Annotated in this window: 17 protein-coding genes and 1 pseudogene; 12 read left to right on the forward strand and 6 right to left on the reverse strand. The window is 70.3% G+C overall.

Annotation, left to right across the window (positions count from 1 at the left end; genetic code table 11):
* Positions 1–104 precede the first annotated feature (104 nt).
* The 9 genes from ACFVKT_RS09930 (at position 105) to ACFVKT_RS09970 (ending at position 10,293) form a co-directional block, all read left to right on the forward strand.
* Positions 105–1,898 (forward strand): peptide ABC transporter substrate-binding protein, encoded by a 1,794-nt coding sequence (locus ACFVKT_RS09930; protein ID WP_385729464.1) that lies wholly within the window; start codon positions 105–107, stop codon positions 1,896–1,898.
* Positions 1,899–1,902: 4 nt separating this feature from the next.
* Positions 1,903–2,862 carry an ABC transporter permease gene (locus tag ACFVKT_RS09935; protein WP_385729465.1) on the forward strand — a complete coding sequence of 320 codons (960 nt, stop codon included), beginning with the start codon at positions 1,903–1,905 and terminating at the stop codon, positions 2,860–2,862.
* Positions 2,859–3,728, forward strand: a complete 870-nt coding sequence (locus ACFVKT_RS09940; protein WP_385729467.1) for an ABC transporter permease — start codon at positions 2,859–2,861, stop codon at positions 3,726–3,728. The genes ACFVKT_RS09935 and ACFVKT_RS09940 overlap by 4 nt, the downstream gene beginning before the upstream one ends.
* Complete coding sequence (locus tag ACFVKT_RS09945) at positions 3,725–5,599, forward strand: dipeptide ABC transporter ATP-binding protein (RefSeq protein ID WP_385729469.1); 1,875 nt, start codon at positions 3,725–3,727, stop codon at positions 5,597–5,599. The genes ACFVKT_RS09940 and ACFVKT_RS09945 overlap by 4 nt, the downstream gene beginning before the upstream one ends.
* 29 nt (positions 5,600–5,628) lie before the next feature.
* Positions 5,629–6,543 (forward strand): ROK family protein, encoded by a 915-nt coding sequence (locus ACFVKT_RS09950; protein ID WP_385729954.1) that lies wholly within the window; start codon positions 5,629–5,631, stop codon positions 6,541–6,543.
* A 118-nt stretch (positions 6,544–6,661) separates the two neighbouring features.
* The gene (locus ACFVKT_RS09955) at positions 6,662–7,540 is read left to right on the forward strand and encodes a hypothetical protein (RefSeq protein ID WP_385729471.1); all 879 of its coding nucleotides are present in this window, start codon (positions 6,662–6,664) and stop codon (positions 7,538–7,540) included.
* Between the two features lie 171 nt (positions 7,541–7,711).
* A complete protein-coding gene (locus tag ACFVKT_RS09960) occupies positions 7,712–8,782 on the forward strand; it encodes a glycerophosphodiester phosphodiesterase (protein ID WP_385729473.1) in 1,071 nt (356 codons plus the stop codon).
* Positions 8,783–8,827: 45 nt separating this feature from the next.
* Complete coding sequence (locus ACFVKT_RS09965; protein WP_385729476.1) at positions 8,828–9,082, forward strand: hypothetical protein; 255 nt, start codon at positions 8,828–8,830, stop codon at positions 9,080–9,082.
* Positions 9,083–9,093: 11 nt separating this feature from the next.
* Complete coding sequence (locus ACFVKT_RS09970) at positions 9,094–10,293, forward strand: SPFH domain-containing protein (protein WP_385729478.1); 1,200 nt, start codon at positions 9,094–9,096, stop codon at positions 10,291–10,293.
* A 56-nt stretch (positions 10,294–10,349) separates the two neighbouring features.
* Here the strand turns inward: ACFVKT_RS09970 and ACFVKT_RS09975 are convergent, their stop codons facing one another.
* Both ACFVKT_RS09975 and ACFVKT_RS09980 read right to left on the reverse strand, forming a co-directional pair.
* The gene (locus ACFVKT_RS09975; RefSeq protein ID WP_385729480.1) at positions 10,350–10,562 is read right to left on the reverse strand and encodes a hypothetical protein; all 213 of its coding nucleotides are present in this window, start codon (positions 10,560–10,562) and stop codon (positions 10,350–10,352) included.
* 212 nt (positions 10,563–10,774) lie between these two features.
* Positions 10,775–11,470, reverse strand: a complete 696-nt coding sequence (locus ACFVKT_RS09980; protein WP_385729482.1) for a LuxR C-terminal-related transcriptional regulator — start codon at positions 11,468–11,470, stop codon at positions 10,775–10,777.
* Positions 11,471–11,625: 155 nt separating this feature from the next.
* Between ACFVKT_RS09980 and ACFVKT_RS09985 the strand changes: the two are divergent.
* Positions 11,626–14,447 (forward strand): annotated as a pseudogene (locus ACFVKT_RS09985) (AAA family ATPase).
* Positions 14,448–14,994: 547 nt separating this feature from the next.
* Here ACFVKT_RS09985 and ACFVKT_RS09990 read toward each other — a convergent pair.
* Both ACFVKT_RS09990 and ACFVKT_RS09995 read right to left on the reverse strand, forming a co-directional pair.
* Positions 14,995–15,462 (reverse strand): peroxiredoxin, encoded by a 468-nt coding sequence (locus ACFVKT_RS09990; protein ID WP_385729484.1) that lies wholly within the window; start codon positions 15,460–15,462, stop codon positions 14,995–14,997.
* Positions 15,459–15,839 carry a DoxX family protein gene (locus tag ACFVKT_RS09995; protein WP_385729486.1) on the reverse strand — a complete coding sequence of 127 codons (381 nt, stop codon included), beginning with the start codon at positions 15,837–15,839 and terminating at the stop codon, positions 15,459–15,461. The genes ACFVKT_RS09990 and ACFVKT_RS09995 overlap by 4 nt, the downstream gene beginning before the upstream one ends.
* 204 nt (positions 15,840–16,043) lie before the next feature.
* On the opposite strand from ACFVKT_RS09995, the gene ACFVKT_RS10000 reads away from it, so the two are divergent.
* Positions 16,044–16,217: a CsbD family protein gene (locus ACFVKT_RS10000; protein ID WP_385729487.1), complete on the forward strand. Its 174-nt coding sequence runs from the start codon at positions 16,044–16,046 to the stop codon at positions 16,215–16,217.
* Positions 16,218–16,316: 99 nt separating this feature from the next.
* Here ACFVKT_RS10000 and ACFVKT_RS10005 read toward each other — a convergent pair whose 3' ends face one another.
* Together ACFVKT_RS10005 and ACFVKT_RS10010 are read right to left on the reverse strand one after the other, a co-directional pair.
* Complete coding sequence (locus ACFVKT_RS10005; protein ID WP_385729489.1) at positions 16,317–16,724, reverse strand: hypothetical protein; 408 nt, start codon at positions 16,722–16,724, stop codon at positions 16,317–16,319.
* Between the two features lie 310 nt (positions 16,725–17,034).
* The gene (locus ACFVKT_RS10010) at positions 17,035–17,874 is read right to left on the reverse strand and encodes an alpha/beta fold hydrolase (protein ID WP_385729491.1); all 840 of its coding nucleotides are present in this window, start codon (positions 17,872–17,874) and stop codon (positions 17,035–17,037) included.
* Positions 17,875–18,032: 158 nt separating this feature from the next.
* On the opposite strand from ACFVKT_RS10010, the gene ACFVKT_RS10015 reads away from it, so the two are divergent.
* Positions 18,033–18,737 (forward strand): GAF and ANTAR domain-containing protein, encoded by a 705-nt coding sequence (locus tag ACFVKT_RS10015; RefSeq protein ID WP_385729493.1) that lies wholly within the window; start codon positions 18,033–18,035, stop codon positions 18,735–18,737.
* Positions 18,738–18,819 lie beyond the last annotated feature (82 nt).

Genomic DNA, 18,819 nt, shown 5'->3' on the forward strand with positions numbered 1-18,819 from the left:
GAAACAGGCTTTTTACAGGAACGCGTCTGTTTCTTCGACCAGTCGGGCCGTTGACTGGCTCCCGCCACCCGCCGTTGTTCCCCCTGCGGATCCTGAGGAGAGCCATGTCCCCTGCTCGCACGACACTTGTCGCCGGTGCCGTCGTCACGGCGGGCGCACTGCTGCTCGCCGGATGCTCAGGGTCGGGCGGCACGTCGTCCGCGTCCCGCGACTCCATCAACTACGCGCTGCCCGCGAACTTCACCCCGAACTGGATCCTTCCGATCGGCACCGCGGCCCACCTCAACACCAACAACAGCTCCATCTCCGACAGCCTGTGGGAGCGCCTGGTCGCGTACGACGGCTCGACCGGCAAGGTCGCCTGGAACAAGAAGGCGTCGATAGCCACCGCCGCCGACTTCGCCTCCGACGGCAAGAGCGTCAAGATCACGCTCGGCGACCGCACCTGGAGCGACGGCAAGCCGATCACGTCACGCGACGTCGAGTTCTGGTTCAACCTCATCAAGGCGAACAAGGAGGAGTGGGCGGGGTACAACCCGGGCAAGGCGCCGGACAACTGGACCTCGCTCAAGACGGTCGACGACCGGCACTTCACGATCACCTTCGACAAGGCCTACAACTCGCAGTGGATGCTCGCGAACGAACTGACCGACATCCACCCGCTCCCTCAGCATGCCTGGGACAAGACGAGCGCCACGGCCGCGGTGTCGGACGCCGACCGGACGGCCGCGGGCGCCAAGCAGGTGTGGACGTACCTCAACAACGCCGCGAAGAACATCTCCGGGTACGAGAAGGACTCGCTGTGGAAGACCATCAGCGGCCCCTACTCGGTCAAGTCCTTCTCGACCTCCGGCAAGGTCGTGCTCGCCGCCAACAAGAAATACGACGGCGGTGAGAAGCCCGGCATCGCGACCGTGAACCTGCTGCCGTTCACGACGGCCGACGCCGAGAAGAACGCGCTGCGCTCCGGGAGCGTCGACTACGGCTACATCGAGCCGACCGACCTCGACCAGAAGGACAGCTTCACCGCGCAGGGCTACTCGGTGAAGCCGTGGTCCGGCTGGGCGATCACCTATATGCCGTACAACTTCAACAACCCTTCCATGGGCGCCGTGTTCAAGCAGCTGTACGCCCGCCAGGCGGTCCAGAAGTCGATCGACCAGGACAGCCTGGCGAAGGTCATCTTCAACGGGACCGCCGTGCCCGGCTACGGCCCGATCCCGCAGGGCCAGTCCTCGGACTTCCTCTCGCCGACGCAGAAGAACAACCCCTACCCGTACTCGACCTCGGCGGCCAAGTCGCTGCTGACCAGCCATGGTTGGACCGAGCAGGACGGCGTCATGGTCTGCACGGACGCCGGCGGCGGTGCATCGCAGTGTGGCGCGGGGGTCGCCAAGGGCACCAAGTTCCAGATGGAGGTGCTGTCGCAGTCAGGCTCGACAGTCACCGACAACATGATGAGCGCGATCCAGTCCTCCCTTGAGAAGACCGGGATCAAGTTCACCATCAAGACCGCGCCCGTGAACTCGGTGCTGTCCCAGACCCCGCCGTGCACCGCGAGCGAGTCGATCTGCAAGTGGCAGCTGTCGTTCTTCGGCACCGCGGGCAGCTGGTACTTCAACGCCTTCCCCACCGGTGACTCGCTCTTCCAGACCAACGGCGGCTCGAACTTCGGCAACTACTCCAACCCGCAGGTCGACCAGCTGATCTCCGCCTCCACGACGTCGAACGACGCGCAGGCGGTGCAGGACTACAGCGCGGCCGTCGCGAAGGACCTGCCGGTCATCTGGCTGCCGGAGCCCGACTACCAGATCTCGGTCGTCAAGGAAGGACTCGGCGGCTTCTCGCAGGACTCGCTCGCCAACTTCCACCCGGCCCAGTGGAAGTGGACCAACTGACCGCATGGACACGCTCCTCTATCTGACCCGGCGCGTCCTCCAGTCCCTCGCGGTGATCCTCATCGTGACGGTGGTGGTCTTCTGCCTCCTGCACGCACTGCCCGGGGGTCCCGCACGCGGGATCCTCGGCCCGCAGGCCACGGCTCAGCAGATCGCGCAGTTCAACCACGAGCAGGGGCTGGACCGTTCACTCCCCGTCCAGTACGTCTACTACCTGCGCACCCTCCTGCACGGTGACCTCGGCACGTCGTACACCCTGAACGAGGCCGTGTCGCGGCTCATCGAGCAGCGCCTCCCCAAGACCCTCGTCCTCACCGTGCTGTCCGCGCTGGTCGGGCTCGCGCTCGCGATCCCGCTCGGCATGTGGCAGGCGGTGCGGCGCAACAAGCCGGCGGACTACGTCATCACGACACTGAGCTTCATCGCGTACGCGACGCCGGTCTACTTCCTCGGCCTCGTGCTGGTCCTCGTCTTCACCCAACTCCTGCCCTGGTTCCCCTCGCAGGCACCTCAGGGCGACACACTCGGGCAGGTGCTCGCGCAGCCGAACGCGCTCGTCCTGCCGGTCGTCGCGGGAGCCGCCTCCATGGTCGCCGTGTTCAGCCGCTACATGCGCGCCGCGACCCTGGAGAACCTCTCCGAGGACTACGTACGGACCGCGCGGGCCGGTGGCGCACGGCCGCGCGCCATCCTGTGGCGGCATGTGTTCCGCAACTCGCTCACGCCCGTCATCGCGATGCTCGGCTACTACATCCCGGTGCTCTTCGGCGGTGCGCTCGTGGTCGAGCAGCTCTTCAACTACCCAGGGATGGGGCTGCTGTTCTGGAGCGCCGCGCAGTCCTCCGACTATCCGGTCCTGCTCGGCTGCGTCCTGGTCATCTCCGTCGCGACCGTCATCGGCACCCTGCTCGCCGACATCGTCCAGCGGATCGTCGATCCCCGAGTGAAGGCGGGCCGGACATGAGCGCCGTACTGAGCGTGGAGACCGCCCCCGGGTACAGCCTGTCCGTACGCCGGTTCACCCGGAACAGGCTCGCGGTGGCAGGACTGGCCGTCGTCGTGCTCTTCCTGCTCTTCTGCTTCGTCGGCCCGTGGATCTACTCGACCGACCAGACCCACACGGACCTCACGCAGGTGAATCTGGCACCCAGTGGCGCGCACCTGCTCGGCACCGACGCCGTCGGACACGACGAGTTCGGACGGCTCATGTTCGGCGGCAAGGTGTCCCTCCTCGTCGGACTCGCGGCCGGCATCCTCGCGACCGTCATCGGCACGCTCTGGGGCGCGGTCGCCGGGTACGCGGGAGGCTGGATCGACGCGGTCATGATGCGCGTCGTCGACGCCGGAATCGCCATCCCGGCGCTCTTCATCCTCCTCGTCGTCTCCGCCATCACCACCCCGGACACCTGGGGTCTCGTCCTCATCCTCGGACTGGTGTCCTGGCTCGTGCCCTCACGCCTCATCCGGGCCGAGACACTCACCCTCAAGGGCCGCGACTACGTGCTGACCCTCCGCGCGATCGGCGGCACGCACGGCCGGGCGATCGCCCGGCACATCCTGCCGAACTCGGTCTCGACGATCGTGGTGGCGGCGACGTTCCAGGTCGCCGACGCCATCCTGCTTGTCGCCTACGTGTCCTATCTGGGCCTGGGAGTCCAGCCGCCGGCCACCGACTGGGGCGGGATGCTGTCGGCCGGTCTCACCGCCGCCTACTCCGGCCGCTGGTGGCTCATCGTGCCGCCCGGCCTCGCCATCATCGTCGTCGTCTGCGCGTTCAACGCCATCGGCGACGGCCTGCGCGACGCCTTCGACGTACGGGGGCGCGGATGACCGCCGACATCCTGCGGATCGAGAACCTGGGCGTCACGTTCTCGACCGAGACGGGCGACGTGCCCGCCGTGCGTGATGTGTCGTTGTATGTGCGACCCGGTGAAACGCTCGCCCTGGTCGGCGAGTCCGGCTCCGGCAAGTCGACGGTCGCGCTCGCCGCGATGGGGCTGCTGCCGGGCAGCGCCCGCGCCAACGGCCGTGCCCTGGTCGACGGGACCGACGTCATCGCCGCCGCCGAGGCCGACCTCGTCGGCCTCCGGGGCCGTACGGCGTCGATGGTGTTCCAGGAACCCGCGACCGCGCTCGATCCGCTGACCCGGATCGGCGCCCAGATAGCCGAAGTCGTACGCAACCATCGGCCCGTCACTTCCAAGGAAGCGGCCCGTGAGGCGGTCGGACTCCTGCGCCGCGTCGGCATCCCGGACCCGGAGACAAGGGCGTCCGCGTTCCCCTTCCAGCTCTCCGGCGGACAGCGACAGCGCGTCGTCATCGCCATGGCGATCGCGAACGCGCCGAGCCTGCTCATCGCGGACGAGCCCACCACCGCGCTCGACGTCACCGTGCAGGCCGAGATCCTCGACCTCCTGCGCGCACTGGCCGCCGACTCCGGCACGGGGGTTCTGCTCGTCACCCACAACATGGGTGTCGTGGCGGACTTCGCGGACCGCGTCGCCGTGATGCTCCAGGGCGAGGTCGTGGAGACGGGGCCGGTGGAGGAGGTGCTGCTGCGGCCCACGCACGAGTACACCAAGCGGCTCCTTGAGGCGGTGCCGCGGCTGGTGGTCGCCGACGTGGTAGCGGCGGAGGCCCAGCCGGCCATCGAAGGGGCCGAGTCGGAAAATCAACCGCCCTTCGGCGGCGCCTTGCCAGAGGATCAGTCGGCATTCGACGCGCCGGACGGTGAGCCGGGGCCCATGGCGTACAGGTCGGCCGCCGGCCGGCCCTCCGCCGACCCGGTGGTCGATCTGCACGAGGCGGTGCCGCCGTTGACGGTCGCGGAGCGGGGAGGGGTGCAGGACAGTCGCGTCCACGGCCGGCCCTCCGCCGCCCCAGTGGTGGATTTGCAGGAGGTGTCGGTCCGGTTCGGGCGCGGGCCGCGGGCGGTACAGGCGCTGAGCGGGGTTTCGCTCACCGTCCGGCCCGGCGAGACCGTCGGACTCGTCGGTGAGTCCGGTTCGGGCAAGTCGACCGCGGCCCGTGTCGCCCTGGGCCTGCTGTCCCCGTCGTCCGGCTCGGTCGCGCTCTTCGGGGCCGATCTCGGCCGGACCAGGGGACGGGCCCGCCGCGCCCTGCTCTCCGGCGTCGGCGTGGTCCTCCAGGACCCGGTGGCCTCCCTCGACGCCCGGATGAGCGTGGGGGAGTGCGTCGCGGAGCCGTTGCGCGTGCACCGCCGAGGGATGTCGTCGGCGGAGCGCCGGGCCCGGGTCGGGGACGTACTCGAACGCGTCCGGCTGCCAAGGGACTTGGCACAGCGCGGCCCGCGCGAGTTGTCGGGCGGCCAGCGTCAGCGGGTGAGCCTCGCCCGCGCACTGGTCCTCGAGCCGCGGCTGCTGGTCGCCGACGAGCCGACGAGCGCGCTCGACGTGAGCGTCCAGCAGTCGGTACTCGAAGTGATCGCCGAGCTCCAGGACGAACTGGGTTTCGCCTGTCTGTTCGTGTCCCACGACCTCGCCGTCGTACAGCAGTTCGCTCAGCACGTCGTCGTCATGCGTGCCGGGCGCATCGAGGAGGAGGGCAGTACCGCGACCACGCTCCTGCACCCCAGGACGGACTACACACGCCGGCTCATCGCCGCGGTGCCGGTGCCCGACCCGGTCCTGCAACGCCGTCGGCGCGAGGATCGGCAGGCCGTCCCGGGGGTGAAGGCGTGAGCGACTCCGAGGTCCGCCCGGCGCCCGAGGTGTTCGCCGGAGTCGACATCGGCGGCACGACCACACAGGTCCTGCTCTGCACAGCCGACCTCGACGTGGTCGACTCCGTGGAGGTGCCGACACCGGCGAGCGAGGGCGGGCAGGCGATGGTCCGCGCCGCGCTCGACGCACTCGGCGTCCTCCGGGCCCGGGTGCCCGCACGGCTGCTCGGAATCGGCATCGGCGCGGCCGGCGTCGTCGACAGCCGCGCCGGGCGCATTCTGGTGGCGAGCGACTCCTTCAACTCCTGGGCCGGGTTCGCGGTGACGGCGACCGTGGAGGAGGCGCTCGGCGTTCCGGCCTTCCTCGACAACGACGTGAACGCCTTCCTCCGCGGAGAGGCGGCCAAGGGTGCGGTCAGGGGCGAACCGTACGTGCTGGGGATGACGCTCGGCACGGGCGTCGGCGGCGCGCTGCGGCTGAACGGCGAACTGCTCGACGGCCCGCACGGAGCGGCGGGCGAGGTGGGCCACGTCCCGGGTTTCGGTGATCTCCCCTGCACGTGCGGTGGCCGCGGGCACCTGGAGACACTCGCCTCCGGCCGCGCGATCCGGGCGCGGTACGGCGAGCGGACCGGACTGCTCCGCACCGCACGAGGTGTCGCGGAGGCGGCCGTTGAGGGTGACCCCGACGCGATCGCCGTGTACGAGGCCGCGGGCGCGGGAGTGGCCCGCGCGATCCTGATCACGGCGGGCCTGGCCGACATCACGACGGTCGTGATCGGAGGCGGAGTCAGCGGGGCCTGGGATCTGCTCCAGCCATCAATCGGGGCCGCACTCGCCGCAGAGCCACCCGTCAGCGGACATCCGATCCGGGTCGTACGGGCCGGGCTCGGAAGCGGGGCCGTCGCGATCGGGGCCGCTTCCCGCGCGCGTACCGAACTCGGTGTGGTCGCACAGGTGTAACTGACGTGTCCTGGATGCCGAGTTGACGCCTGGCGTTGCCTGCCTTGGCTTGTACATGTCCGGGGATCCAGGCCAGACTGTGCGCCGAAACCAGCGCCCCCCACCGAGGAGTAGACCCATGCGCATGCTAGTCCGGCAACGTTGTCAGGCAGCCCTGGCCGGTCTTGTCACGCTCGCCACGGCCGGTGTACTCACCGTCTCGGCCACCGCGCCCGCCGCCGCCGCGGACACCTGGACCGAGGTGGGCTCGGACCGCGCCGACCCGCTGGCCGAGAGCCAGGGCCTGACCTCGGTCGAGGTGCCGGCCGGCAGCCCGAACCGCTACACCGGGGTCGGCACCATCCCCATCGACGTCTACGCCCGCGGCTGGAACCACGTCGGCGACCCGGACGCCTCCTACAACGGCTACTACATCGAGCCGTACCAGGCCGACGGCGGCACCGCCAAGATGTTCCGGGTACAGGCGCCGGGCGGCGCGTGGTCGGAGTACGTCCACACGCTGAACTCCTGGGAAGCGCTGAACAACTCCTGGGTCACGGTCTCCCCGAGCGGCTCGTACATGGTCAACGGCGAGTACGGCACCATGACCAGATTCCTGGTGTTCCCGACCCCGGGCGTGAACCCCAGCACCTCGCCCTCGGCGGACCTCCCGCTGGCTTCCACCATCACCCTGGACCACGCCGTACGTGACGTACAGGGCTGCGACTTCGTCACCTCGACGCAGCTCCTCTGCTCGTCCGACGACCCGGCGGGCACGCTCTTCGGCTACACCAAGCCGCTGCTCCAGATCGACCTGTCCGCCGAGCCGGGCAGCACCAATGTGACCGGTCACGTCACGGCCCTGCGTCAACTCCCGCTGCGCAGCGGGTGCACGGGCACCTTCGAGGCCGAGGGCATCGACTACGACCGGCGTACCGGAACCCTGCGCGTCATCGTCATCTCGCCCGGCTTCTGCGTCCTGACCGACAGCATGACCTACAAGTTCACCAAGAGCTGAGCAGAGACGCCGGGGGTGTCCGAGCGGGTGTGCGGTGTCCAACTGGCTGGATTTGGGCCAGGGTTCGCCCAGCCGCCACCTCGGGCACTCCACGGCGCGGCCACCTCCCTCCATACTGTGGGCCGAATTTCGGCGCGGACCCGTGAACGGACCGAAAGGGATGGCCCACTCATGATCGGATGGCGCACCTCCGCCGTTGCCACCACGCTCGCCTGCACCGTGGCCCTGGCCTGCACCGCGGGCGTCCTCGCGGCACCCGCGGGCGCGAACGAGCAGCACCGGCCCAAACCCAGAGCCTTCGACCTGCAAGCGCACCGCGGCGGTCTCGGACTGCGGCCGGAGAACACGCTCGCCTCCTTCGCCCACGGGCTGGAGACCGGCGTGAGCACCCTGGAGCTGGACGTTCAGATCACCAAGGACGGTCAGGCGGTGGTGACCCACGACCGGCGGGTCACCGGCACCAAGTGCCAGGACACGGCACCGGTCGTCCCCGGTGACCCGCAGTACCCGTACGTCGGGAAATACGTGAACACCCTCACCCTCGCCCAGGTCAGGACGCTGGACTGCGGCTCCCTGACGCTGCCCGCCTTCCCCGAGCAGGTGGCGGCCCCCGGCGCGCGGATGCCCTTGCTCCGCGAAGTGTTCGACCTGGTGAAGAGCTACCGCGCCCATGACGTCAAGCTCAATGTCGAGACGAAGGTGGAGGCGGGCGCGCCCACCGAGACCGCGCCGCGCGAACAGTTCGTGCAGGTCACCGCCCGTGAGATCCGCCGGGCCCGCATGCTGCGCCAGGTGACCGTCCAGAGCTTCGACTGGGGCGCTCTGATGGCGATGCACAAGGCCGAGCCGACGCTGCCGCTGGTGGCGCTGGACAACAAGGACTTCCTCCAGGCCGGCCGGCCCGGCGCGTCCCCCTGGCTCGGCGGCATCGACATCGACGACTTCGGCGGAGACCCCCTCAAGGCCGTCAGGTCCTTCGGCGCGAGTGCCTATTCGCCGGTTCACGGAAGCCCGCAGAACGGCAAGGTCACCGACCCCGACTACGTGCCGTACGTCACCGCGCGGATGGTCGACGAGGCGCACCGGCTGGGCCTCAAGGTGATCCCCTGGACCATCGACGACCCGGCCACCATGAACAAGCTCATCGACGACGGCGTCGACGGTCTGATCACCGACTATCCGGACCGGCTGCGCGCCGTGCTGGCCGAGCGGGGCCTCAAACTGCCCAAGCGGTATCGGTAGGACTACAGTCGATAGGACAACCCGATTGATGGGGGGTTTCCGGCGGTGGTGCAGGATGAGGCCGTGATCGGCTGCACGGGGGAGCTGATCATCGGCACGCGCGGAACCGCCGGCCCCGGCGAGATCCTGGTGCGCGTCAGAGGCGGCTCCGAGACCTTTCTCGCCTGGTCCCAGGAGCCCCTGCCGACGGGAGCGACGGTGCTCGTGATCGAGTCCCGGGGCTGTCGTGAGGTCGACGTCATCAAGTGGGCCGATCCGCTGGACGTACTGGGCGACGACGGCCACGCCGACGCCGGCTGAGGAGGAGAAGCATGTTTGGTTACCGCGTTCCCGCCCCCGACGAGGCGATGCTGATCTCGGGAGGCAGGCGTGGACTGGGCGGCGCCCCCTTCCGGGTGGTGACGGGGCACGGAAAGTTCGTGCTCCCGGTCTTCCGCAAGACCCGCTTCCTCACGCTGTCGATGTGCGAGGCCGAAGTCACCGAGACCTGTGTCACCCGGCAGGGCATCTCGCTGCACGTCCGTGCCGTCATCGCCTTCAAGGTCGGCAACGACACGGAGAGCATCATCAACGCGGGGCAGCGCTTCCTCTCCGACCAGGAGCAGATGTCGGTGCTGACCGGCCGGATCTTCGCCGGGCATCTGCGCTCCATCATCGGCTCGATGACGGTCGAGGAGATCGTCACCGAGCGGCAGAAGCTCGCCGCGGAGGTCCTGGACACCTCGAAGGTCGAGATGGCGAAGATCGGCCTGATCGTGGACTCGCTGCAGATCCAGTCCATCGACGACGGCGACACCGGCTATATCGAGGCGATGTCCGCTCCGCACAAGGCGGCCATCCAGCGACAGGCGCAGATAGCCCAGGCCCAGGCGACGCAGGCCTCGGTGGAGGCGGAGCAGGTCGCCGCCCGTAACCAGGCCGAGTACGCGCGGCAGACCGCGATCGTACGGGCGGAGTACTCGGCCGAGGTGGACCGCGCCCAGGCGCAGGCCGCGCAGGCCGGACCACTGGCGCAGGCCCACGCGCAGCAGGAAGTGCTCGCCGCCCAGACCGAACTGGCCCAGCGCGCCGCCAAGTTGCGGCAGCAGCAGCTCGTGGCCGAGATCGTGAAGCCCGCCGAGGCCGAGGCCGAGCGGATCCGGGTGCTCGCCATCGCGGAGGCGGAGCGCATGAAGATCCAGGCCGCGGCCGCCGCGTCGTACGACCGCGTGGCCCTCGACCGGATGCTGATCGACCAGCTCCCGCTCATCGTGAAGGAAGCCGCGGGCGGCCTCGCGGGCGCCAACGTCAATGTCCTCAACGGCGCGGACGGACTCGGTGAGATCGCCGCGGGCCTGGTGGCCCAGGGCCTGACGATCCTGGACTCCGTCCGACAGAACCTGAACGGCCAGAACGCCGACAGCAGCGCCGAGAAGGCCAAGGAACTACTGGAACTGCAGAGGTACTCGGGTACGCCGGGCAAGGACATCGACGAGGGGGAGCGGGAGGACGGCCCCGGTAACGCCCGTTAGGGCGGTTTCGGTGCGACCGCGCGAACACGGGACCGTGCTCCGCAGTTGACGCTGCGTCAGGAGAGCCAGCCGGAGGAGCCGGCCCCGGGAGGAAGGGCGCGGGCGCTCGGGACAGCGGCGGGAGGTCTCGGGGGGAGACCCCCGGATGCGGGATCGGCGTTGATGATCCAGTCGAGTTCACGCTGGATCCTGTGCGCCTCGGTGCGGACCTGGAGCGGTATGTCGCCGCGCTCGGATATCAGTTGGGCGTAGATCGGTACGTCGTGCACGGTTGGCGCTTCTCCTCCGGGTCGGTGCCTCGCCTCCACGGTAAGGCCGCGGCGTCGCCGCAGGACTCATCCTCCCAGTTCGGACAGAACCGGAAGCACGCGGCCAAGGAGTGACATGTTCAGGGCGCGAGTTGGTGCGTCGCCCGGTCGAGGAGTGGACGCCCGTGCCGACCGGAGGTACCCGAACGGCCTCTGTGCGAAGGTCCGTTCGGTCAGAGGTAGCCTTCGCGGAGGGCATAGGCCACGGCATGTGCGCGGTTGCGCAGGTGCAGTCGGGTGGTCAGCCCGTGTATGACCTTCTTGACCGTACGTTCGGAGTAGGACAGCTTGCCCGCTATCTCCCCCGTGTCCATTCCCTCGGCCACCAGCCTCAGGACATCGACCTCACGCGGTACCAGGCCGGAGAGCGGTGCGCCGGCATGGCCGGCCGCGGTGCGCTGGAGTGAACCCACCTGAGTGATGAGGCGTCCCAGGAGATCCGCCGGCAGATCACCGTCGCCCCGGGAGGCCGCGAGCACGGCCTGCACCAGCCGCTGCGCACTTGCCTCGTGGCGCCAGACGATCGCCCCGACGCCGCACTCGATGACTTCGAGGAGCTCGGCCTCACGGATCGCGCCCACCACGAGGACGACGCGCGCGCCGTCACCGCGTACCAGCTTGCGCAACAGCGCGAGCGTGCTCTCGTCCGGCGTCTCGTTCACGAGAACGGCCACCGTGCCGGGACCGGCCTCCGTCTCGTCGCGGAGATCTATCACCGGCTGCTGCCCCAGCAGACTGCGTACTCCGGCCCGGGAGATCGGGTCCGGCGCCTGGACCACCACGGGTATCCGGCCGGTCGGATCCACCGCGTCCGCTTCGGTGGGCCGGTGCGACCCGCCTGCGTCAGTGGTCGGTGGTGAGCTGCGCAACCGTTACTCCCAAGTCCGCATGCGTGTGGCCCCCGTGACGTCAGTGCCCGATGGGCTTGTTCCAGACTTCTGGGCCCGGTGTGTCCGCGCAATCGTGGAGGACCACGAGACGCACCACGAGATCGATCATGAGGCGCCCACCGGAGGAGGCATCGATGCGCGAACCCGGACCGCTGCGTGAACGTCTGGACGCCGTCGAGCTGTTGGCGACCGAGGCGGATCGTGCCCGGGCCGGGTCCGGTCGTCTGGTGCTGCTCAGAGGGGCGACCGGCACAGGCCGCACAGCTCTCCTGGAAGCTGTCGCCGGACAGGCACAGGCACGCGGCACACGGGTGCTCTGGGCCCGCTGCTCGCCCGACGACCACGCCGTCCCCTTCGCCGCGGTGCTCCGCCTGGTGTCTTCCGCGGACGGGGCGATGATTGCTGCCGAGCCGGGCCCCGGGCACGGTGACACGACGTACGACCGGACGTACGCGGCAGAGCTGTGGAACCGCTTGCGCGCGTACGCCGACGGCGAGCCCCTGCTGGCGGCCGTGGACGACGTGCACTTCGCCGACGAGTCCTCGCGCCGCTGGCTCGTGGACGCGGCCCGGCGGCTCGACGGACTCCCCCTGATGCTGGTGGTGACCGAACGCTGTCAGTACGACATCGATCCGCCCTCGGCGGGCCTGGCCCACACGCTCTCACCCACCCTCGTACGCACCCACACGCTCGGCCCGCTGAGCGCGAACGCCGCCGCCCAGCTGGTCCGTTCGGACGTGACGACCGCGACACCCGACTGGGTGGAGGACTGCGTACGGGCAGGTGCGGGCAGTCCGCTGCTGCTGCGCGCCCTGCTGGAAGATCTCCGCGCGACGGAGCCGGAGGGCCACCTGCCCGAGACCGTGCCGGGACCTGCGCGGCGCTGTATCCGGGCGCCTATCCGGCCGCCGTCGCCTGGTGGCTGGACAGCGCGGGACCCGCGACGGCCGGTGTCGCCCGCGCCCTCGCGGCGCTCGACGGTGATGTCCTGGACGACGGGCAGCGTGAGGGGACGGCCGGACTGCTCGCCAAGATGGCGGGGGTCGACCCCGCGAGAGTGCCGGGCTGGCTCACTGCAATGACCCGCCTCGGACTGCTGCGCCCCGATCCGGACGGTCGGCCGCGCTATGCCCACCCCCTGCTGCGGGACGCGGTGCTGAGCGGCTGGTCCGGCGCCCGGCGGCAGGCGGCCCACCGCACGGCGGCCGAGGTGATGCTGCGCCGCGGCGATCACGCCGAAGCGGTGGCCGGACAGCTCCTGCGGACGTCCGCGCTCGGCGTGGGCGCGGAATGGGCCACGGCCGTACTCCTGGACGGTGCGAGCGTCGCCGTCCGGCACGGCAGAACCGATGACGCTGTGTCCTATCTGCGCCGCACGCTGGAGGAGCCGCTGACGCCCGCCCGCCGGGCCACGGTCCTCATGGAACTGGGCTCGCTGGAGTTCGCGGCCACCCGCTCCTCGGCCGGGATACCGCGGCTCGCCGAGGCGGCACGGCTGCCGGGCACACCCCGGGACCGGGCGCGGGCCGCGGTCGCTCTGGGGACGGCGCTGGCCCTGCGGGGCGAGGGGCGCGCGGCGGTCGAGGCGCTCCGCGGCCTGGACGAGCAGCTGGCGGACCATCCCGACCTGATCCGTCTGCTGCAGCTCGCCTCGGCACTGCTGTCGGACCATGACCGGGCGATCAGGCAGGAGGCCTACCGGTGGCTGTACGACACCGCCGAACGGTCGCCGCACCTCATCGGTACGGCCGGCCGGGCACTCCTGGTGCGCTACGAGTCCACGGCAGGCCACATTTCCGCGGCCACGGCGATGAAACGGATCCGCGGGCTCCTCGACGAACCCGCCGACCCGCACGCGGAACCCTTCCTGCTGGGCACGGCCGCCGCCGTAGCACAGTGGGCCGACGAACCCGACGAGGCCGAAGGACTGGTGGGCCGCGGACTGGCAGGGCAACGCCCGTCACTGCTGCACCCCATGCATCCGGCGCTGCTGAATGTACGGGCGGACATCGCCGCGGGCCGCGGCGCGTACACGGAGCTGCTGGCCGACCCCCAGGACTGGCAGGTCACCGAATCCCGCCCGCACCGGTCCGATCCGGCCAACGCGCACGCACACGCAGTGATCGCCCTGGTCGAGACGGGCCGCACAGCGGAGGCGGCAGGCCTCGCGGACAGCTTCGATCTCCGGGACGCGCGCGACTCCTGGGAACTCAACCGATTCCTGTACGCGCGGGGCGTGCTGCGGTCCGCGTCGGGTGATCAGGCCGGCGCGCTCGCTGACTTCCTGGAGTGTGGGCGGCGGCAGTCCGCGCGTGATGTGGTGAGCCCGGTCGTCACGCCCTGGCGCAGCGCGGCGGCCGACTGCCGTGTCGCGCTCGGGCGTCCGCAGGAGGCCCTCGCCCTGGCCCGGGAGGAGATGCGGCTCGCGCTGGTGTGGAACACCCCGCGGCTGGTGGGCCGCGCGATGCGGGCGCTCGCCACGGCGACCGGAGGCAGGCAGGGCCTGGAACTGGCCGACAGAGCCGTACGCATACTCCGGGACGCGGCCGCGCAGACCGAGCTGGTCCCGGCCCTGATCGCACAGGGGCGGCAGCTGTCCGCCGCGGGCGAGCGGGCCCGCGCCCGCACGGCCCTGCGGGAGGCCGCCGGGCTCGCGGAACGGCTGGGCGCGCTGCGCATGCGGTCCCTCGCGGAGGAGGCGCTGCCCGAAGCACGCTCCCGGGGCGGCGCGACGGCGTTCACCGGCTGGGCGGCACTGACCGGCAGCGAACGCCGCATCGCCGCCCTCGCCGCCGACGGCCGGACGAACACCGAGATCGCGGAGCTCCTGCACCTGGCCCGGCGCACCGTCGAGACCCACCTCACCAGCGCCTACCGCAAGCTCGGCATCCGCCGCAGGGCGGAACTCGCCGCCGTGATGGGCGAACGGGCGCCCGGTCCGGCGAGGGGCGCCTGAGGCCCGCAGGTTGCGCAGGTCCCGGGATCCTGGGTGCGCACACGGGAGACGCACCCTTCACACGGGGCGCATGCCGCCTTGCCGGAGCGCCCGCTCTCACTCCCTCCCGAAGGCGCGACAAGGCGCTGAGAATGAGGCGCAGTGAACGGGTCCCGTCCACCATCCGCAGAGGGACGGGGCCTGTTCGCGTGGGCGCGCCGTCGTGTCGGGCCGGGAGGGCCGGGCGTTGTCAGAGGCCGTCGTCCAGGGCGGCCCCCTGTGAGTCGTGCCGACCGGGCACCGCTCGCCCCCTGGACCGCCACTCGGCCACGAGGGAGGCGTAGATCGGGGGACTGGCCCCTTGCGAATCGGCGTGTTCAGCAGGCGGCCGAGGATGCGTTCCCTGGTCCAGGAGGCTCCCGGCCGTGGTGGATGTGCTGTCCATGCCGCTGCAACGCGGGAAGGCTCGCCGGTGGTACGCCCGGACTCGCCGATGACGCCGAATCGAGTGAGCATGCCCCCTCGATCGGGGCCATGTACTGATCGGAGTACTTATCGGACGGGCGACTCAGTTCTTGTGGGCACGCAGCGCGGCGAGGGCGCGGTCGGCGTGTGCGCTCATCCGCAGTTCGCTGCGGACGACCTCCAGGACCGTACGGTCCTGTGCGATGACGAAGGTGGCCCGCTTGGTGGGCGCCAGGGAGAAGCCACGCTTCACGCCGAAGCGCTCACGGACGGTTCCCTCGGTATCCGACAGCAGCGGAAAACCGAGCGTGTGCCGCCCGGCGAACTCCTGCTGCCGGTCGACCGAGTCACCGCTGATGCCGACCGGCCGCGCTCCGGCGGCGGCGAACTCGGCGGCCAGATCACGGAAGTGGCACGCCTCGGCCGTGCAGCCCGCGCTGAGGGCGGCGGGATAGAAGAACAGCACCACCGGTCCCTCGACGAGCAGCTCCGACAGATGCCGGACCGTACCCGTCTCGTCCGGCAGAGCGAAGTCCTCGACCTTGTCACCAACAACGGCACTGCTTGTCATGACCGACCCTTTCCACCCTTGGCGACGCCACGTGCCCACAGCACGAGCGGTACTTGCAGCGGAAGCCGCGCCAGGGCTGCGGCCTTGAGCGGCGCGGGCTTGTGACGCCAGTCCACGGCCATCTGGACGTTGGCCGGGAACACTCCGACGAAGAAGGCAGCGGTGGCCAGCGCCGCGACTCGCCGAGTGCGCGGCAGCGCCAGTCCGGCCGCCAGCGCCAGTTCCGCCACACCGCTCCCGTAGGTCCACGCACGGGGCGTCCCGGGCAGCGCACTCGGGATGGTCGCGTCGAACTGGCGCGGAGCGATGAAGTGAGCGGCGCCCGAGGTGGCCAGCAGGCCGGCGAGCAACAGGGGCGAGCGTTCCGAGCGTGGCACGGTTCCTCCTCTGGACCTGTCGCGCGACATTACTGGATGGTAAGTCGGCGGGAATGAGGGGGGTGCCGCTCGTTTCCGTTCCTCCGGACCGATGCCTCGCCCGGGAAGGACCGTCCAGGCGCGATCAGTGTGTTTGGAGCGGACTTTCTCGGTGAGTCGTAGAGGTGGATCGCAAGTGTCGAGCGAGCGAGGATGTGAACTGCGATGGCCAAGAACCAGAAGGCGAAGGCCAAGATGGAGCAGGCCAAGGGCAAGGCCAAGGAGGCCGCCGGAAGCGCGGTGGGCAACGAGCGTCTGACCGCCGAAGGAAAGACGGATCAGGCGAAGGGCGACGCCCGCCAGGCCAAGGAGAAGGCGAAGGACGTCTTCCGGCACTGACGGCACACCTACGCCGCAGGGCCCGCCGCATCTAGATGCGGCGGGCCCGCTTCATGGTGGGTTCCTGGGGGCGCACAGGAGATGACCTCCGTCCGCGGCTCACGCCGTCAGCGCCTGCCGCGGTGCGGGCGTCACCGACGACCGTGGCGCGGCCGCCAGAGCCGGCCGGGGTGTGGCCGTCACCGCCTGCCGTGGCGCGGCCGGCACGGACGAAGCGTCGCGCACCGCCACCCGCACCGGATACGTGGTCTTCGCCGGGTCCACCACCGGATCGCCCAGCACGAACAGCCCCGCCGCGTGCAGGGCGTCGCACTCGGCGGTGGGCAGCGCGACATGGCAGCCTCCGCGCGCGGCCGCAGAGCCGACGGACTGCCAGTAGCCGTACCGCCGACGCCCGTTGGCGTGCACCGTGAGGAAGACGGGACCGCGCTGCTCCATGACGAGACGCAGGACTTCGGCGCTGGCGGGGCTGAGCGGATCGCGTGTGCGGGGGAGAGATCGGAGCATGGGTCACCGTCCTTCGGTCGGAGCCTGCGGCATGGCGCGGCGGTGGAGAGGGGGCGTCATGTGCGGGCGGCCTTTCGACGGACGGGGATCGATCGTGTACCGCCGGGAGCGGTGACGTTCTTGCTGTTGATCATTGTTCCCGATGGCACTGACAACGCGGGTGGGGCAGCGCTCCGGTGCGTCGCCTGTCTTGTCAGACGCATGCTCAACTTCGGGCGTTCCACACATCGGTGATGTCCCCGGGTCCCTCACATTTTCGACGGCACCATGCGCCCCGTAGGTGCGTGGATGTCCCCTCAGCGCCGGTTACCTACCCGAGGAACGCAGCCGTGGTCGCCACGAACCGGTCGGCGTCGTCGAGCCACGGGAAGTGTCCGGCGCCCGGCTGAACCACCAGCGTGGCGTCCTGGAGGAGCCCCGCGAGCTCGGTCACCGCATGAGGAGGTGAGTTCAGGTCGACCTCCCCGGCCAGGAGAAGGACCGGCGCCCCGAGCAGGGCCAGCGCCGCGCGCGTGCCTTCCGGGTCGAAGGCGCCCTCGGCGCCGTAGGCCGTCGCGGCTTCCTGGTTCCGTTGACCGTCCTCGGCGGCGTGATGAGCTTGCGCCCTCTCGTCCCAACGGCCGTAGAGAAACGGTGCGATGGCCTCCCAGGAGTTCTCCGTCGCCCGGCCGGAGGTGATCGCTTCCAGGGCCGCGAACGCCGCCGGGTACCACGGCTCGTCCTGGCGCAGCCGCGCGGTCTCGCGCCGGAGTTCCCCGGTGACCGCCAGCCCGACGGCCAGGACGCTAGGCGTGATCAGGGCGAGCCTGCCCACCCGCTCCGGGTGCCGGGCGGCATACAGCGCCGCCAGATTCGTACCGCCGGAATGCGCGAGCAGATCCACCCTCTCCAGACCGAGATGCCCGCGCAGGGCCTCCACGTCGTCGACAAGACGGTCGCAGCGGTACGAGGAGAGGTCCTCCGGTGTCTGCGACTGTCCCGTGCCCCGGAGATCCAGCATGACCAACTGCCGGTGCGCGCCAAGGCCGCCGAGGTCACCGAGGTACACGGACGCCTGCATCGGTCCGCCGGGCAGGCAGAGCACAGGAGTCCCGTCCCCGACCACGTGGTAGGCGAGTTTGGTGCCGTCAGGTGCGGAGAAGTGGGGCATGGCCAAGACCCTGGCAGCGTCGTACGGCCGGAGCAACCGGATTCCCCTGGTGCCGCAAGGCCCGGGAACCGGCTGCTCTGCGCGGGGGAGGCCCGCTGGTGGCAAGATGGAAATCCGGGTGGGCGGCGGTCGCGCTTCCACAAAAAGGCAGGTGGTCCATGTCGCAGCAGACCCGCGAGGACTGGGAGCGGTTCGCCGTGGCCCTGGCGGAGATGGCACGCGATCTGCTGGCCCAGGACTCGGTCCAGGCCACCATGGACCGCATCGTGGAACATGCGACGGTTCTGATCAACGGCTGCGACGAGGCCGGCATCCTCACCGTGCACCGGGGCGAAGTGAAGTCCCTGTCGGCGACGAGCGAAGTGGTGCGCACGGCGGACCGGATCCAGCAGGACCTCGAAGAGGGGCCGTGCTTCGACGCCGTGACCGACCGCACGCAGGTCTATGCCATCGAGGATCTGAACCGCCCCCACGAGCGCTGGTCCCGCTTCGCCCCCGAGCTGCGGAAGCTGGGCATGGGAAGCATGATGGGCTTTCTGCTCTTCACCGAGGACGACGAACTCGGCGCGCTCGACCTCTACTCCCACCACCCGTGCACCTTCGACGAGGTGGCCCAGCGAGCGGGCTGGATCCTCGCCTCGCACGCGGCTGTGGCGTTCTCCGCGGCCCGCACCCACCAGCAGCTCGGCCACGCACTGGAAACCCGCCACGAAATCGGTGAGGCCATGGGAATTCTCATGGAACGCCATGGCCTGACCGAGGAAAGGGCCTTCGGCGTCCTCAAGAAGGCCTCCCAGGACCACAACATCAAACTCCGCGAGATCGCCCGCCGGATCTGCGAGACAGGCGAGAAACCGGCCTGAGCGCGTCCGCGAGAGGGGCGGACAGGCCGGCGCCTGAACCCGTCTGCGAGACGGGCGAGAGACCGGCCGGAACGCGCATCTG

Origin of the sequence: Streptomyces sp. NPDC127595, assembly GCF_042671685.1 — a bacterium.
Classification (GTDB): domain Bacteria; phylum Actinomycetota; class Actinomycetes; order Streptomycetales; family Streptomycetaceae; genus Streptomyces.

Coding starts and splice junctions, on each gene's coding strand:
- ACFVKT_RS09930 (WP_385729464.1), top strand. CDS start 105: ATGTCCCCTGCTCGCACGACACTTGTCGCCGGTGCCGTCGTCACGGCG.
- ACFVKT_RS09935 (WP_385729465.1), top strand. CDS start 1,903: ATGGACACGCTCCTCTATCTGACCCGGCGCGTCCTCCAGTCCCTCGCG.
- ACFVKT_RS09940 (WP_385729467.1), top strand. CDS start 2,859: ATGAGCGCCGTACTGAGCGTGGAGACCGCCCCCGGGTACAGCCTGTCC.
- ACFVKT_RS09945 (WP_385729469.1), top strand. CDS start 3,725: ATGACCGCCGACATCCTGCGGATCGAGAACCTGGGCGTCACGTTCTCG.
- ACFVKT_RS09955 (WP_385729471.1), top strand. CDS start 6,662: ATGCGCATGCTAGTCCGGCAACGTTGTCAGGCAGCCCTGGCCGGTCTT.
- ACFVKT_RS09960 (WP_385729473.1), top strand. CDS start 7,712: ATGATCGGATGGCGCACCTCCGCCGTTGCCACCACGCTCGCCTGCACC.
- ACFVKT_RS09970 (WP_385729478.1), top strand. CDS start 9,094: ATGTTTGGTTACCGCGTTCCCGCCCCCGACGAGGCGATGCTGATCTCG.
- ACFVKT_RS09990 (WP_385729484.1), bottom strand. CDS start 15,462: ATGACAAGCAGTGCCGTTGTTGGTGACAAGGTCGAGGACTTCGCTCTG.
- ACFVKT_RS10000 (WP_385729487.1), top strand. CDS start 16,044: ATGGCCAAGAACCAGAAGGCGAAGGCCAAGATGGAGCAGGCCAAGGGC.
- ACFVKT_RS10005 (WP_385729489.1), bottom strand. CDS start 16,724: ATGCTCCGATCTCTCCCCCGCACACGCGATCCGCTCAGCCCCGCCAGC.
- ACFVKT_RS10010 (WP_385729491.1), bottom strand. CDS start 17,874: ATGCCCCACTTCTCCGCACCTGACGGCACCAAACTCGCCTACCACGTG.
- ACFVKT_RS10015 (WP_385729493.1), top strand. CDS start 18,033: ATGTCGCAGCAGACCCGCGAGGACTGGGAGCGGTTCGCCGTGGCCCTG.